Annotated in this window: 14 protein-coding genes; 12 read left to right on the top strand and 2 right to left on the bottom strand. The window is 42.0% G+C overall.

The window, feature by feature from the left end; all coding sequences use genetic code 11:
- Positions 1 to 20 precede the first annotated feature (20 nt).
- The 7 genes from fliW to J2T19_RS19300 all read left to right on the top strand — a co-directional run bounded on the left by fliW (position 21) and on the right by J2T19_RS19300 (position 5423).
- Positions 21 to 488 carry a flagellar assembly protein FliW gene (fliW, locus tag J2T19_RS19270; protein WP_307218547.1) on the top strand — a complete coding sequence of 156 codons (468 nt, stop codon included), beginning with the start codon at positions 21 to 23 and terminating at the stop codon, positions 486 to 488.
- A gap of 1 nt (position 489) precedes the next feature.
- Positions 490 to 735 (top strand): carbon storage regulator CsrA, encoded by a 246-nt coding sequence (gene csrA, locus J2T19_RS19275; RefSeq protein WP_307218550.1) that lies wholly within the window; start codon positions 490 to 492, stop codon positions 733 to 735.
- Between the two features lie 144 nt (positions 736 to 879).
- On the top strand, positions 880 to 2580 hold the full coding sequence (locus J2T19_RS19280) for a flagellin N-terminal helical domain-containing protein (protein ID WP_307218552.1): 1701 nt from the start codon (positions 880 to 882) through the stop codon (positions 2578 to 2580).
- A 124-nt stretch (positions 2581 to 2704) separates the two neighbouring features.
- Positions 2705 to 3085, top strand: coding sequence for a flagellar protein FlaG (locus J2T19_RS19285; protein WP_307218553.1), 381 nt, complete (start codon positions 2705 to 2707; stop codon positions 3083 to 3085).
- A gap of 14 nt (positions 3086 to 3099) precedes the next feature.
- Positions 3100 to 4689, top strand: a complete 1590-nt coding sequence (gene fliD, locus J2T19_RS19290) for a flagellar filament capping protein FliD (RefSeq protein ID WP_307218555.1) — start codon at positions 3100 to 3102, stop codon at positions 4687 to 4689.
- A gap of 13 nt (positions 4690 to 4702) precedes the next feature.
- Positions 4703 to 5095 (top strand): flagellar export chaperone FliS, encoded by a 393-nt coding sequence (fliS, locus tag J2T19_RS19295; protein ID WP_251383480.1) that lies wholly within the window; start codon positions 4703 to 4705, stop codon positions 5093 to 5095.
- Positions 5088 to 5423, top strand: a complete 336-nt coding sequence (locus J2T19_RS19300) for a hypothetical protein (protein ID WP_307218558.1) — start codon at positions 5088 to 5090, stop codon at positions 5421 to 5423. The genes fliS and J2T19_RS19300 overlap by 8 nt, the downstream gene beginning before the upstream one ends.
- 416 nt (positions 5424 to 5839) lie before the next feature.
- Here J2T19_RS19300 and J2T19_RS19305 read toward each other — a convergent pair whose 3' ends face one another.
- Positions 5840 to 6160, bottom strand: a complete 321-nt coding sequence (locus tag J2T19_RS19305) for a hypothetical protein (protein ID WP_307218560.1) — start codon at positions 6158 to 6160, stop codon at positions 5840 to 5842.
- A 716-nt stretch (positions 6161 to 6876) separates the two neighbouring features.
- Here J2T19_RS19305 and J2T19_RS19310 point away from each other — a divergent pair.
- The 5 genes from J2T19_RS19310 to J2T19_RS19330 all read left to right on the top strand — a co-directional run bounded on the left by J2T19_RS19310 (position 6877) and on the right by J2T19_RS19330 (position 14636).
- Positions 6877 to 7074 (top strand): cold shock domain-containing protein, encoded by a 198-nt coding sequence (locus tag J2T19_RS19310; RefSeq protein ID WP_024631599.1) that lies wholly within the window; start codon positions 6877 to 6879, stop codon positions 7072 to 7074.
- Positions 7075 to 7788: 714 nt separating this feature from the next.
- Positions 7789 to 8352, top strand: a complete 564-nt coding sequence (hpf, locus tag J2T19_RS19315; protein ID WP_145051417.1) for a ribosome hibernation-promoting factor, HPF/YfiA family — start codon at positions 7789 to 7791, stop codon at positions 8350 to 8352.
- Positions 8353 to 9620: 1268 nt separating this feature from the next.
- Positions 9621 to 12125 (top strand): preprotein translocase subunit SecA, encoded by a 2505-nt coding sequence (gene secA, locus J2T19_RS19320; RefSeq protein WP_251383484.1) that lies wholly within the window; start codon positions 9621 to 9623, stop codon positions 12123 to 12125.
- Positions 12126 to 12489: 364 nt separating this feature from the next.
- A protein-coding gene (gene prfB, locus J2T19_RS19325) for a peptide chain release factor 2 (protein WP_307218564.1) occupies positions 12490 to 13603 on the top strand; the annotation gives its coding sequence in 2 pieces (ribosomal slippage) (positions 12490 to 12561 and positions 12563 to 13603; 1113 coding nt in all).
- Between the two features lie 121 nt (positions 13604 to 13724).
- A complete protein-coding gene (locus tag J2T19_RS19330) occupies positions 13725 to 14636 on the top strand; it encodes a YitT family protein (protein ID WP_307218566.1) in 912 nt (303 codons plus the stop codon).
- 284 nt (positions 14637 to 14920) lie between these two features.
- Here the strand turns inward: J2T19_RS19330 and cls are convergent, their stop codons facing one another.
- The gene (gene cls / locus J2T19_RS19335; RefSeq protein WP_307218568.1) at positions 14921 to 16369 is read right to left on the bottom strand and encodes a cardiolipin synthase; all 1449 of its coding nucleotides are present in this window, start codon (positions 16367 to 16369) and stop codon (positions 14921 to 14923) included.
- Positions 16370 to 16589: the final 220 nt, after the last annotated feature.

The following is a 16589-nucleotide window of genomic DNA, read 5'->3' on the forward strand; positions in this document are numbered from 1 at the left end:
GGCTTTTTTCTAATCAATTTTTGCCGAGGGAGGCGTTTGTCATTCATATCCAAACAAGCATATGGGGAGAAATAGAAGTTAAAGAAGAAGATATATTTAAGTTTCCTAAAGGTTTACCGGGATTCGAGGAAAAAACAGAATTTACATTAATCCCATGGGAGGATACGCCTTTTAGTTATTTGCAGTCGATACAAGAGCCTGGACTTTCATTTTTGTTAGTAAGTCCATTTGTGTTTATGCCTAGCTATAGTTTTGAACTGGCCGACATAGACAAAGAAGAGCTCGCGATTGAAGATCAAGTCACTGTATACACAATTGTTACAATACATTCTCAGGCGAATAGATCTACAATGAATTTGCTAGCACCGATTGTTTTGAATCCTGAAAATCGCCTAGGTAAACAGGTTATACTTCATCAATCTGGTTACGAACCACGCCATCTCATTTGGGCTGAAGAAGAGAAGACCTCAGTGAAGGGTGGGGTATAACATGCTGGTTTTATCACGGAAAAAGGGTGAATCTATTATCATTCAAGATAATATTGAAGTTACAATATTATCTGTAGAGGGTGATACGGTGCGTATTGGAATTTCAGCACCTAAACATATTGATATCTTCAGACAAGAAGTATATCAATCTATTCAGGAGACAAACAGAGAGTCTGCAACACCTCTTGCAGCTAACGTTGAAGCATTTATGGAACGTCTTCGAAATAGTGGCAACAAAAAAGAATAAAAAAATTCCAATTTGCTATAAACACTTGCTCTCCTCCTGTCGATATATAATTTAGACGCTGCTTCGGCAGGGCGGCCGACCTTAATGTCGCGGCGTTTACCACAAGGATGTGGTACTAACTTATTTTCAGGGAGGAACTATCTAATGATTATCAATCATAATATCGCTGCGTTGAATACGCACCGTCAGCTGAGTGTAAACTCCGCTAACACAAACAAAAACATTGAAAAATTGTCTTCTGGTCTTCGTATCAACCGTGCTGGTGACGATGCTGCTGGTTTGGCAATTTCCGAAAAAATGCGTTCCCAAATCCGCGGTTTGGATCAAGCGAGCCGTAACGCTCAAGATGGTATCTCTTTGATTCAAGTAGCTGAGGGTAACTTGAACGAAACTCACTCTATCCTACAACGTGTTCGTGAATTGGCTGACCAATCTGCCAACGGAACGAACACTGCAGAAGACCGCAAAGCTCTTCAAAACGAAGTTAGCCAATTGAAATCTGAGATCGACCGTATCGGTGATACTGCAGAGTTCAATACACAAAAATTGTTGAATGGTAACTTGAGTGGTGCTGGTGGTTCTAACGGTATTAACCAACTATCTGGTTCCCAAGTATTCAAACAAACTGCAGGTACTTTGACGGGTGCTGCCGCTGGTGGAGTAGCAACTAACACAGGTGGAGCAGAAGAGCTTAAATTCGACAAAAAAGATGCAATCGTAATTGATGGAAAAACTATCACTGTCGACTGGAGCAAGCACTTAAGCGAAGCGGATAAGGCTGTATTGACAGGTGACTGGTCAACAACTGCAATGGATGCAACTGCAAGTGGTAAAATCCGCGATGTATTGCAAAAAGCAATCAATGCATCTATTGATGATTCTGGAACTGGTGTAGAGCACGTTAAAGTGACTGACGCAACTCCAGGTACGTTCAAAATCGAAAGTGGTTCAAAAGGGACTTCTTCGAAAGTTGAAAACTACTTTGGTGACGGTGCTAACCTCACAGCTAAACTTGCAGATGGAACTGATGCTGCAGGAAGCGGTTCTGTATTAGACGTGTTCATTGGTGCGGCTGCTGAGCAAGCAGGTGCAGTAACAGTGGCAGCTGGAGAGAACAAAGTTCTAGATGCAATTGTTCCAGCTGATAAATTTAGCTTTAGCATCAATGGTGAAACTCGTACAGTTACGGGTCTCAATGCTGCTGCTAATTCCGATGCTAAAGCGTTGGCTGATGCTCTGGCAACAGCTATCAATGCTCAAATTCTCGATATCAACACTAAAGGTGGATTTACTGACACCGATAAAGAAATTAAAGACGTTGAAGTGAAAGCTGAAAACGGTCGTTTGACTGTAACTAGCCCAAGCGGAGTAATTGATTTCGGCGAACTTGCTAATGGTGATGTATTGTCTAAACTTGGTCTTGATCAAGCTTCTCGCGAAGCTTCCGGTACGGGTGCTGTTTCTCTGCAAATTGGTGCGAATAAAGGTCAAAACCTTACATTCTCCATCAACGATATGAGATCCAACGCGCTGGGTATTTCCGGTGTAGATATCTCCAGCCAAACTGGAGCACAAAATGCTCTGACTAAATTGGATTCCGCAATTTCCAAAGTGTCTGCTGAGCGTTCTAAACTGGGTGCTGTTCAAAACCGTTTGGAGCATACAATCAACAACTTGGGAACAACTTCCGAGAACTTGACTGCTTCCGAATCCCGTATTCGTGACGTAGACATGGCAAAAGAAATGATGGAACAAACAAAAAACAACATCCTTGCACAAGCTGCACAAGCAATGTTGGCACAAGCAAACCAACAACCGCAAGGCGTTCTGCAATTGCTTCGTTAATCTTCACTTTAGTAAAGCTCCGGAATATTCCGGAGCTTTTTTTATTTTTGTTAGCATTTCCCTAAATATATATTTGATTGTAACCGATATATACTTTAAATAAGCTTGGTTGGAGGATAGGCTCATGAATGTACAGCTTTCTCTATCCGCTTCAGGATCAGTTAGCGGACAACCCAGATCTGATGCTTCAGTAACGGGTGATTCAGTAACCTCAACACCTGCTATAAAGAATACGAAAGAGATGAATTTAAAAGAGCTACAAGGTGCTAATGTCTCGATTGCTGATGAACATTTAATTAAAACGATTGAGCGTGCTGTGCAGTCTTTACAGGGTCCTCAGACAACCTTAGAGATAAGTGTGCATGAGAAAACTCATGATATTATGGTAAAAGTTCTTAATAGAGATACGGGTGAGTTGATTAGAGAGATTCCACCAGAGAAGACATTAGATTTAGTTGCTAAAATGATGGAAATTGCCGGATTATTAGTTGATGAGAAGATATAGAGAGGGGATAAGGTATGGTAACTCGTATTAATGGTTTTTCGGGTATGGATATTGATAGTATGGTCAAAAGTATGATGGCTGCCAAGAGAGTTCCACTCGACAAAATGAATCAGCAAAAACAAATCTTAGAATGGACAAGAGATAGCTACCGAGAGATTAATAGTAAGCTAGTTGAGTTTAGAACCAACAAACTCGTTGATAAGTACGGGAAAAGCGCAGCATTGAATACGAACAAATCAGTTATTAATGGTAATACAACAGCAGTTAGGGCAGAAGCAGGGCCTTCAGCTACAGGAATAGACATGAAGGTGAGTGTAACACAACTAGCTTCTAACAAAACTGTGGAGACAAGGGGTGTGGGGCAGAGCGTTTCTAGCTCCAAAACTCTTGCTGACCTGAAAATGATTAGTGATGGTGTGACAGATCCTGCAGTATTAACCGATGCTGATCGCGAGACTTATAACAAGGCAGTGTATCCATTAACAATTGGTGGGGTTACTTATGAGGACGATAATGGGGAGCCATTGTTTAATGGAACTACGTCCATCGCAACTCTAGTATCCACAATTAACGGTAACTCTAAGTCAAATGTTACTGCTAAGTTTGATGAAATTACGGGTAAATTGATGTTTACCTCAAAAAAAGGTGGTACTTTAGGTAATACAGATGAAATAATCTCAAGTGGTGATAATAGCACATTGAAATTATTTAACCAAAGCTATGATTCTGTTAACGATCCTACAGAGTTTGTTGAAAAGACAGGGAAAGATTCTATATCGTTAGTTAATGGTGTTGAATTTAAAAATAATAGTAATAGTTTCACGGTCAACGGTGTGACTTTAACTTTATTAAAAGAAACATCCAGCACAGTGGGTGGTGTTACAACTGATACACCCGCTGAGATTTCAATCCAATCAGATACTGAAACGGCAGTACAAAATATTAAAAATTTTGTAGAAGATTATAATTCGCTGCTTAATTTACTGAATTCAAAAGTAGATGAAGCCAAATATCGCAATTTTGCACCTTTGACGGATGAGCAGAAGTCGGCCATGAAAGACGATGACATAAAGAACTGGACAGAAAAAGCAAAAAGCGGACTTTTGAAGAATGATGACATTCTCCGAAGCACAATTTCTTCTATGCGTAGCATTATCTCAAGAGAAGTTGTAAATTTAAAAGAAATTGGAATTAATCTGGGAGATTACAATACCAAAGGGAAGCTAGAGCTAGATGAAGCGAAATTGAAACAAGCACTGGCTGCTAATCCACAGAAAGCAATTGATTTACTCCAAGGTCCTGCTAGTGATTCGGAAAGTGGGATTTTTGATAAATTAGCATCTAAAGTGACGGAATCTCTTGAAAGTATGGTAAAAAGAGTAGGTACTAGTAGATATTCGACGGATCTGACGACAACATTTAATGAGCAAAGTGTCATGGGTAAGAGGCTTAAACAGTACAATGATAGAATTAGTGTTATGTTGACCAATTTAAACAATGCTGAAACACGGTTTTATAAACAATTCACTGCGATGGAAACAGCTATGAGTAAACTCAGCAGCCAATCCTCTAGCTTGTTTTCAAGCTTGGGAATGAATTCTTAAAGAGGGTGAATACATGATTAAATCTCCTTATGATAAGTATCGGCAATCTTCAGTTCAGACATCGTCTCCTTCACAACTTGTTGTTATGTTGTATGACGGTGCAATACGATTTGCACGTACTGGTATTGAAGGTTTGAAACAAAATGATTATGAAGCGACTAGTCTTAACTTGGGTAAAGCTCAGACTATTATTAGCGAACTTATGAGTACCTTGGACAACTCCGTTGAGATTTCAAAGGGATTGTATTCAATGTATGAATATACTAATTATCTCCTAGTACAGGCTAATATTCAGAAACAACCTGATAAAGCTGAAGAAGCCATAGGGTATCTTACAGACTTACGCGAAACATGGATACAGGCTTCTAAAATAGCTGTATCGCAGTCAGAGAGTGCACATGGATGATTTAATAGCAGAGTTAGAACTATTAAACTCTAATATAATAAGTGAATTGTCAGACGCGAATTATGAAGAATTGGTTGAATATGTGGACAATAGAGGAATAATCATTCAACGTATTCAAGACCATTTAAACAATGTTTCTATTGATCCAGCTCAGAAGGCAAGAATTGTTGCGTTAACAGACCATGACGATGCTATTTTAAGCCAAATGAATTTACTTCGTGTTGAGGCTCAGGATTGGCTTATGAAGCGTAACCAAGCAAAGGCTCAGCGTAGTGCATATGAGAGTGACTTCTCACCTGAGAGCATTTTAATGGATAGAAAAAAATAAAAATATATAGAAACAAAAATGAGCGAATATAAAGGCGCACGTTGTGGCTGCTTCCCCTTAGATATCTAAGGGGATTTTGTTATGCCAACAGTCAGGGGGAATTCCATAAGTTTAATCTAAATTATAATTAATATCGCGATTACACTTTACCCTGATAAATCGTAAAGAAAGCGTGTGAGATTCGTTTGTAGATCATGACATATCCACCCTCTCTTCGTTCAAATACTCCTTATTTGCCTTACCTAGCCATAACTTTACCGTGTGGGGATACAGATAATGTTGCCCCGGAAACAGATTGGATACCATGACTCTTGAATTATTATTCAATTGCAGATAAGAATCAAAGGCGATGGCGTGTTGTGGGTAATTAACCAACCCAATTGAGCTGTTTTCTTTAATTAACGTTAGCGTTCAGATTATTCCATGCTCATCTCGACATGCAGTTCCCCAGTAATCACTCGATCCAAATGCCACCACCACTCCTCAATGGGTTTACTTGGATCGTTGAAAGAGTATACTGGTTTCATATAGTTATAAAGCTCTTTACTACGATTAAGTAACATTTGATCATATTTATGAAGTAATTGCAGATCAGTTTGCTCCAGTTTATCTCTATTTCTATGAAGATCACTACGCATGCCGAAAGTATCCAGATATTCGAAAGAGCTCACGTCAAGCTCATCTTCCATATCAACTCCATAGAGTTGAATCATTTTTTTTAATCCATTATTCCACATCCTTAATTTTACCTATAAATTTGGCATTGATTTCTTCCTCAAGATATTTAGTATAACCCCGATCCGAAGGAAAGGCGGTTTCCATCATACCATCTTCACCTACCATAACAATCCACGTTTTATCACCAAAGATATAATACTTTTGTGGGAAATCGGGTTGCGAGTACTCATACAGATCATCCTCTTTATTATTGAAATTTCAGTGATTTTGGAGTTATAGTTTTCAGTCGCCAATATCAACAGCTGTTCCGATAGTATTGCTATATAACATATTTGCGGCTGTTTCGAAAGGATGCTTGATAACATTCTCTCCAAATGCTGTCCATTCCTCTACCTTTGAATTGAGTTGGTCTGAAGCACCTTGGGTAAAATAATAATCTCCTTCATTAGATCTATTGGAATTTCTATTCTGGTCGTAACAAGCACCTCAATAATTTAATATACTACCTCTTATATCATTTTAATTGTTGTTATAAGAAACAAACGCATATATATTTTGTATACCTTCCAGAGGGTAGAATTATGTTTGAAAAAAGTGAGTTCGGGACAATATTACAGCATTCATCACAATCTCTGATTAATCTACAAAAAAATTCCAAGAAAACATTTTCTTTACCAATTGACAATGGATAACTTTGGATGGTATCATCTGAGTTGTGGGCAGAGGTTAAGGCCGAAAGCTTCACTTCATTTGATGACGAAGGGAATGTTAGTGCATGCAAGGTAAAGTAAAATGGTTCAACGCAGAAAAAGGTTACGGTTTCATTGAAACTGAAGACGGCGGCGACGTATTCGTACATTTCTCCGCAATCCAATCCGAAGGCTTCAAAACTTTGGAAGAAGGTCAATCCGTTGAATTCGACATCGTCGAAGGCGCACGTGGACCGCAAGCAGCTAACGTAATCAAATTATAATCATCCGGTTAATCCGACCTACATATACGGTTAGATGGTTACCAAATTGAATTATCGCTAGCATAAGGCTCTGGCATGTCCAGGGTCTTTTTTTTGTTTTACTAGATTTGCGAAGAATTGCATACTAGATCCATAGACTTTACTAAAATGCATTAAAGAGATTATCCCAATATCACAACACATCGTACAAAATACACCTTACGTTATATCACATCAAATAAGAAAGAAACAGTAGCAGTCAGCAGTGGTGTAACTAGTAGAATTCATTTGAAAACATAAGATCCGAAGCGCGGGATTAATCATATCTAATCTCTCTATTTCTTTATCTATCAGCAGTTCCAAGAAATACAAATTCATAGATTCGGTGATACCTCTATTAAGAGATTTTCTCTCGTCCTAGTGGTCAGCATATCTGTTAGCTTGTCCTTTCAATGGTTCATTACTTTATTGGATTCAAAAGATTGAACAGGTTCATTTTACATATAAGATTAAATACGCTCAAAAACGGTTAATTACATCATCAAGCGCCTAATAAGACTTTCCATGTAAATAAGCGATTATGGCTAAAAATGATGAAATATCGCGAAATATGGCGTTAAACCCATGTTGGTAGATGTGGCTGGAGTAGATGTCATTATTCGGTCACCGGGAGTTTTTACATGGCGCTTACATTCGTGCTATAATGAAGTGGCAAAGTAAAAGGAGGAGTGCCCTATGAATTTAAGTATTCGAGGTCAACAAATCGAGGTTACCGATGCTTTGAAAGATTATGTCGACAAAAAGTTGAGTAGACTCGAGAAGTATTTCGATGCACCCCTTAACTCTGACGGTGCTGTTACACTGAGCACGACTAGAGGCCTGCATACGGTAGAGGTGACGATCCCACTCAAAGGCATTGTACTCCGTGCAGAAGATGAGAGCGATGATATGTATGCTTCCATTGACGCAGTGGTGGACAAGCTGGAACGTCAGATCCGCAAACATAAAACAAAAGTCAATCGTAAATTCCGTCAAGAAGGCAGCCTGAAAACTCTCTTTGTTGAAGACCCATCAGGTACAGTGGCTACCGCTGAACTGGATGCAGAACCCGACGATGATGATTATGAAGTGGTTAGAACCAAACGGTTTATGTTAAAACCGATGGACGTGGAAGAGGCAATCCTCCAAATGAACATGGTTGGCCACAATTTCTTCGTTTTCTCTAACATCGATAATGAAGAGGTCAGCGTTGTATATAAACGGAACGATGGCAAATACGGTTTGATTGAGCAAGGCTAATCTTACCTTCCATATGAAAGTTACGAATACGTGATTAATGAATGATTCGAATAACATGTGAATGAAGAAATATCCGATAAATGAATATAACGAGGAACAGACTGGAACAACGTGGTTCCGGTGCTGGACTGAACAAGAGCCTCCATCCTTACGGGATGGGGCTCTTTCGTGTCTAAAGCGATCAAACAGATGACGGAAGCCCACTGCCTACAGTGCGTGTTCATAAGGGTCGGTTTTCAGTACCTAGAAGAGGGATGAAGATAGAAATGGAGTAGCGGAGTGTAGGCGAAAACTACATGAGCACTACGTGTTACCTACAGAAACAAGCTTCGTAAGCAATCCACTTAGTTCGGCTGAATTCCATATTCGATGCTGAGATGCTGTTAGGCACCCTTCGTAATTAAAAGCGGACTTTTTGAACAACCTCTTAAATTCAAGGAAGAGACAGGTTCGTGAAACTATTTGTCATGTTGTTGCGTTTAATAGATTATACGTGATTTAATGCAATCAATCTTTAGGTGCTACATTTAAGACTGGAAATAGAATCACTAGGTTCAATAGAGCCAATAGATTTAAAAGATCAATTTGTATACACTCAACCACTAACCCACAAACTGGTTTCTTTCCCAATCGATTCACGAAAGTTTTGATTTTTCGAACTGAGATGGAACATCCGACGGTGAAGTTTACGGAAGCCAATATTACTGTTCAGATCCAATGCGTGTGATAATAATCTTTTACACATGAATGTGGAATTGATATCTAAGATCTCCAGTAAAAAATGGGATTATGGCGATTATTCGCAAAAAATGAAATAGGTGAAGAGTCCGCTTCAGCTAACGGCTATGATTTTTGGCACTTTTTGTCCACGGTTATGTGGCCAGAACTTCAAAGAAGTGTGCTGTGGCGTGTTGCGGCGTCCCTTACAAACTGTTACAATTTATACAAAGAGAATCATTGTCCTGATGAAGAATTGTCAACGAATGATCGCTAATCATAATCAATGACAGGCACAGCACCATGAACATGATTCGCAAGGCTCGGATTCCAGCTTGTCTCATAATCTGGTTCCTGGTTGAACACCGAATCACTTCATGAGAACGCTTGGCAAGCCTGGAGTTGATTCAACTAATATTATTTTCACTCTTATAATTTGAACTCAAATTATATCGTTTGTCACCCCCGGGCAAGTGGATGCAATATCCATCCGATGGTGTCGCACGGCGGCAGCAGGGGGTCTATTCTGTTTTGCACGAAAGGGGTATACCATGCTAGGACTTGTCAAAAAGATCTTCGGCGACATGAACGAACGTGATGTTAAACGTCTGATGAAGACGGTCGATGTGATCAATAAACTGGAACCACAATTTCAGGCTTTGTCTGATGAACAACTGAAATCCAAAACGGAGGAATTCCGTGCCCGCATCGAAAAGGGTGAAACAACGGATCAGCTCCTCCCAGAGGCATTTGCAACCGTGCGTGAAGCATCCCGCCGAGTTCTCGGTAAACGTCACTATGACGTACAGATGCTGGGTGGTATTGCTCTGCATGAAGGCCGGATTTCCGAGATGAAGACGGGTGAAGGTAAGACATTGGTAGGAACGCTGCCTGTATACCTGAACGCGCTTATGTCCAAAGGTGTTCACGTGGTTACAGTCAATGACTACTTGGCACAGCGGGACAGCGAAGAGATGGGACAGATTTATGAGTATCTGGGCATGACTGTAGGTATTAACCTGAGTGGTATGGATCACGCGTTGAAGCAGCATGCGTATGCATGTGATATTACGTACGGAACGAATAACGAGTTCGGATTTGACTATTTGCGTGACAACATGGTGCTCTACAAAGAACAGATGGTACAGCGTCCATTGTTCTTCTGTATCATTGACGAAGTAGACTCCATTCTGGTCGATGAGGCGCGTACGCCACTGATCATCTCCGGACAAGCACAGAAGTCCACAGACTTGTATTACGCAGCAGATCGTTTTGTGAAACGTCTCGTTCCTGAAGAAGACTTCACAGTAGATATTAAAGTGAAATCCGTAGCTTTGACTGAGGCGGGTGTAGCAAAAGCCGAAAAAGCTTTTGGCATTGAGAACTTGTATGACCATGCCAATGTAACGCTTAACCACCATATCGTACAAGGTTTGAAAGCAAACGTGATCATGCGTCGTGACGTGGATTATGTCGTGAGTGACGAAGAAGTCATGATCGTCGATGAATTCACAGGACGTTTGATGTCTGGACGTCGTTACAGCGATGGATTGCACCAAGCGATCGAAGCGAAGGAAGGCATCGAAGTACAGAACGAGAGTATGACGCTTGCGACGATTACATTCCAGAACTATTTCCGTATGTATCGTAAGCTTGCTGGGATGACAGGTACAGCGAAAACCGAGGAAGAAGAGTTCAAAAAAATCTACGGCCTCGAAGTATTGCAAATTCCAACGAACCGTCCTAACAAACGTGATGATATGGCGGATGTTGTTTATAAGAGCATTGATGGTAAGTTCAAAGCGGTTGTAGAAGAGATCGTAGAACGTCACAGCAAAAACCAGCCGGTGCTGGTAGGTACGGTGTCCATCGAGAACTCAGAGCGTCTCTCGGATATGCTGAAACGCCGTGGTGTACGTCACCAAGTACTGAACGCCAAGTACCATGCGGAAGAAGCCGAGATTATCTCAGGAGCTGGACAAGCCGGTGCAGTAACGATTGCAACCAATATGGCTGGTCGTGGTACGGATATTATCTTGGGTGAAGGTGTGGCAGAGGTTGGCGGTCTTCATATCATTGGTACAGAGCGTCATGAATCACGCCGGATTGATAACCAACTCCGTGGACGTGCAGGACGTCAAGGTGACCCGGGTTCAACACAGTTCTATCTGTCACTGGGTGATGAACTCATGAGACGTTTCGGTGCAGACAATGTATTGAACATGATGGAGCGTCTAGGCTTTGAAGAGGATCAACCGATCGAGAGCCGGATGATTACACGTGCAGTGGAATCGGCACAGAAGCGGGTTGAAGGTAATAACTTTGACGTACGTAAAGTCGTTCTCCAATATGATGATGTCATGAACCAACAGCGTGAAATTATATATAAACAGCGTCGTGAGGTGCTGGAGTCTGAGAATATTAAACAAATCGTTATGGATATGATCAAACCATCCATTGAACGTATTGTAGAAGCTCATTGTAGCGACGATATTCCGGAGAACTGGGAACTGCAAGAAGTTGCCGATTATATGAACAGCAAATTGCTCGACGATGGCTCTGTTACTAAAGATGAGCTGTGGGGCAAGGAAGCTGAAGAGATCATTGAGTACTTGTTCGAGAAAGTACAGACCAAGTATAATGGCCGCGAAGAGCGTATCGGTGAAGAGATGGTTCGTGAATTCGAGAAAGTCGTTGTGCTTCGTGCAGTAGACAGCAAGTGGATGGATCACATTGATGCTATGGATCAATTGCGTCAAGGTATTCACCTTCGTGCATACGGTGGTACAGACCCACTGCGCGAATATCAGTTCGAAGGCTTCGAGATGTTCCATCAGATGATCGCTTCGATTCAAGAAGAAGTAGCGACATATGTGATGAAAGCACAAATCGAGAGCAACCAGGAGCGTCAAGCTGTTGTTGAGGAAAGCCAGATCTCGACCAGCGGCGAACCTGCTGAGAAGCGCCCGGTGAAAGTGTCCGACCAGATCGGACGTAATGATCCGTGTCCTTGCGGCAGCGGCAAAAAGTTCAAACATTGCCACGGTCAAGAATAGTATGTAAAAATATATAGGTTTAAATAATTTTTTTACATGAGAAACGAAGAGGACAGAGAAAACCTGAAGAAGCAGAGTGTTCGGCTGAAAGCTTTCTGCAAGAAAGCTACATCGGAAGCATAAGCTATCACCGGATTTCCCCTTTTAGAAAAGGGATCAAAGAAATCTGGGGATAACAGCGATCGGAAGGTTGTTCTGTCATTGAAGTGACTAATGTAAATAGGATTTAGTTTGAACCTAAATCAACGAATGTCCTATGGCTCCTTGTAGTCAGGTATTCTTTTGAATTGGGAGCACAGGCTGCCCGTTCAACTGTAATGCTCTGATAGCGAGGAGCTTATCTTAATGAAAAGAGGAATCTGACATGATCGATCCAAGCGTGAAGCAAGATCTGCGTGAAATAGGCAAGAAACTAACAAACCTTAGGGGGTCTCTTTGACTTAGATCTGAAGCAAGAGATGATTGAGAACTTTGAGGTGAAGATGTCTGCTCCTGATTTTTGGGACGATAACGAGAAGGCACAAGCAGTCATTGCTGAGATGAATGCGGTGAAGGGGTCTGTTGATCAATACACCAAACTGCAGCAGGATTACGACGATGCCCTGATGATGGTGGAACTCGCTGATGAAGAAGGCGATGAGGATCTAGCCGCCGAGGTTGGCAACAGCGTCACAGCCATCGTAAGCAAGCTTGATGACTTCGAGCTTCAACTATTACTAAACCAGCCATATGACAAGATGAATGCCATCTTAGAGCTGCATCCAGGCGCCGGTGGAACAGAGTCGCAGGACTGGGGGCAAATGCTGCTTCGCATGTACACCCGTTGGGCTGAGAAGCGTGGCTTCAAGGTCGAGGTTCTGGACTATCTTCCGGGAGAGGAAGCCGGGATCAAGAGTGTTACACTGTCCATTAAGGGACACAATGCCTACGGTTATTTAAAAGCCGAGAAGGGTGTACACCGACTGGTGCGAATTTCACCATTTGATTCATCCGGACGTAGACATACGTCATTCGTCTCCTGTGATGTGGTTCCCGAGATTGATGATACCGTTGAGATCGATATTCGAACAGAAGACCTCAAGATTGATACGTATCGTGCGAGTGGTGCGGGTGGACAGCATATCAATACGACCGACTCTGCCGTGCGGATTACACACATTCCAACAGGTGTAGTTGTAACGTGTCAGAATGAACGTTCACAGATCAAGAACCGTGAGCGCGCCATGACGATGCTTCGTTCGAAATTGTATGAGCGTAAAATAGAAGAGCAAAAACAACAGCTGGATGAAATCCGAGGGGATCAGTCGGATATTGCTTGGGGCAGCCAGATTCGCTCCTATGTGTTCCATCCCTATAGTATGGTAAAGGATCACCGTACGAGCGTAGAAACAGGGAACACAGGAGCAGTAATGGACGGCGACCTCGATGCATTCATCGATGGTTATTTGCGCAGCCAGATTAAAGTAGAAACTGATTAAACAAAGTTCCTGTATGGACCGGATACGTGTAGGCGTATGCTGGTGTATACAGGGGCTTTTTTTTGAACATACACAAGTCATTTTACATTAACTGATAAGACAAAAGGAGAACACGATCACCATGCAACAGCAACAACCATCACATCAACACCCTAACCGCAAGAAGAGAATAACAACTCTGATTCCTTTGAATGGGCCATGGCGGAACGTTGTGGATACAGCATCTATTATTTTGGGGTCGTTCCTCATTGCGGTAGCATTTAATTTATTTTTATTACCGAACCAGATCGCATCAGGCGGGGTATCCGGTCTGTCGATCTTGGGTGATGAGTGGCTCGGGCTTGAGCCAGCATATACCCAGTGGGCCATTAATATTCCGCTCCTGATCGCTGGTTTCCTTCTAATCGGTAAGCAGTATGGTATCCGGTCTGTACTAGGTAGTATCGTTCTACCGCTGTTTGTGTATCTTACGAAAGACTGGTCGATACCCACGGCGAATCCATTGTTAGGATCGTTGTACGGCGGAATAGGGGTTGGACTTGGTATTGGGATCGTATATCGGGGTAGAGGGTCAACGGGTGGTATGAGTATACTGGCAAGGATCGTGCAAAAATATAGTGGACTGAGTTATTCGATCTGTGTTGTGATCATGGACGCTACGGTCATTATTATGGCTGCCTTTGTATTGTCATTAGAACAATCCTTATATGCACTGATTGGCTTGTACGTTACAGGTAAAGTCATTGATGCTGTTGAAATGGGACTCGGCTACTCCAAGGTGGCGTATATTATTTCTAACCAGATAGAGCCGATAACAAAAGTTATTCTTGAAGATCTGGATCGTGGATTGACGAAGCTGGAGGCCAAAGGTGGTTATACCGACGATCAGCGAACGGTATTGATGGTTGTGGTTGGGCAAAATGAAGTGCCAAGACTGAAAACATTGATCCGATCCGTAGATCCATCCGCTTTTGTCATTATTAGCAATGCACATGAAGTTCTCGGTGAAGGTTTTAAGAGAGAAGAGATATGAGCCAACTGGTGAACGGTGCAGCAATCGATTTTAATGAATCATGAAATGAAACACATTCTAATATTACACACAAACAGGGACATTCTGCACCAGTATAACTGGGCGGAATGTCCCTTTCTTCAATCTCAAGCGTTTCACACATTACCTATAGAGCGTACATCTGTGCATGAGCTATTTTTTTTACATTACACACACTATAGATTGCACACCACATCACATCACATCGAATCCGATATTAAGCACCATACACATAATTAATACTTACTACCACTTACTACCACTTGCTACAGAATAGGCGACAGAAGGCGAGATATCGCTTCTTTGAAGCGGATTTTGATGCTCCGTTTGTTGTACTCTTCCATCGTCAGCTCACGGGATACAAGAAGATCATGCTCGAAGGTATGCACAAGCGCGGTTGCAATCGTCTCATCATACATAAAGGCATTTACTTCAAAGTTTAACCGGAAACTGCGATAATCAATGTTCGCTGTACCAACGGATGCCACCATGCTGTCTATGATCAGTGTTTTGGCATGAATGAAGCCGTTATCGTAGACAAAAGCCTTCGCTCCGACCTTCAATAGCTCACCAATATACGAAAGTGTGGCCCAATACACGAAGGCGTGATCCGGTTTGTTTGGAATCATAATACGCACATCGATGCCAGATAGGCAGGCAAGCCTTATAGCCTCAAAGACACTTGCATCTGGGATAAAATAAGGCGTCTGAATGAGGATGGAATGTTTCGCTCCATTGATCATTTTCAGATAACTGTTCTTGATATGCTCCGTTTCGGCATCAGGGCCGCTGGAGACAATCTGCATTGCGATCGTTCCTGTTCCCTCGATATGAGGAAAATGTTCCGGCACATAAGGTGTGTCATGCTGCTTCGATGCTTCATTCCAGTCGAGAAGGAACCGAGTTTGCAGTGCGTGTACTGCATTGCCCGTAATTCTCAGATGCGTGTCACGCCAATATCCAAACTTGGAGTTCAAGCCGAGATATTCATCCCCTACGTTAAAACCGCCAGTATAACCAAGGTTACCGTCAATAATGACCATTTTTCGATGATTCCGATAGTTCATACGCAGATTAATTAAGCTGAATTTGGATGGGAAAAAGACTTCCACCAGACCGCCCGCTTCGCGCAGCTCTTTGAAAAATCGATTCGACACACGCCGCGATCCAAGCGCATCGTACAGCAATCGAACTTTGATGCCTTCTTTTGCTTTCCGAATGAGCGTGTCACGAATACGTTTACCCAGGCGATCCCCCCGATAGATGTAATACTGCACATGAACATGATCCTGCGCAGCTTCGATATCATCCAACAATCGTTGGAATTTATCCGTGCCATCGGTGATAATCTCAACCTCATTATCCTCGGTTAACAAAGCGCCATTTTGCTTCAGGTTCATGTAGATCATATCCTGGCTGTTCTCGGTCACTTTGTTGTGGAAAGGTGTTCGATTGCTCTGTAATTGGGCAAGCTGTGCCTCAATCCGTTCCTCCAGCCCAAGCTTCTTGCGATCTTTCCATTGGAAAAGTCGGTAACGGGTCAAGTTCTGCCCTGTCAAAAGATAAAGTACAAATCCGAGCACGGGAATAAAATTCAGGACAAGCAGCCACGCCCAGGACGAACTTGCATCCTTACGCTCGAAGAATACGACCGCTGCCGCAAAAATAATATTCAAACCCAGGAGTACAATAAGTAAGATGGATTCAATATGCACTATAGACCCCCATGTCGCCAAAATGTCTTGTCATAACTCATTGCAGGAAGACTTTCGTTATGAATGAAAATTTGTATGTAATCTTCCTATATAAGAGGTTGTTCAAAAAGTCCTTTTTTGATGCTGAAAATAGACCCTATTGCACCCTCACTACTACGTATTTTAGCAGAAGTATTCGGGTTCGTCCTCTGCTGCTCGAAAGATATGTTCGTGAATCATG

Source organism: Paenibacillus tundrae, assembly GCF_030812775.1.
Classification (GTDB): Bacteria; Bacillota; Bacilli; order Paenibacillales; family Paenibacillaceae; genus Paenibacillus; species Paenibacillus tundrae_A.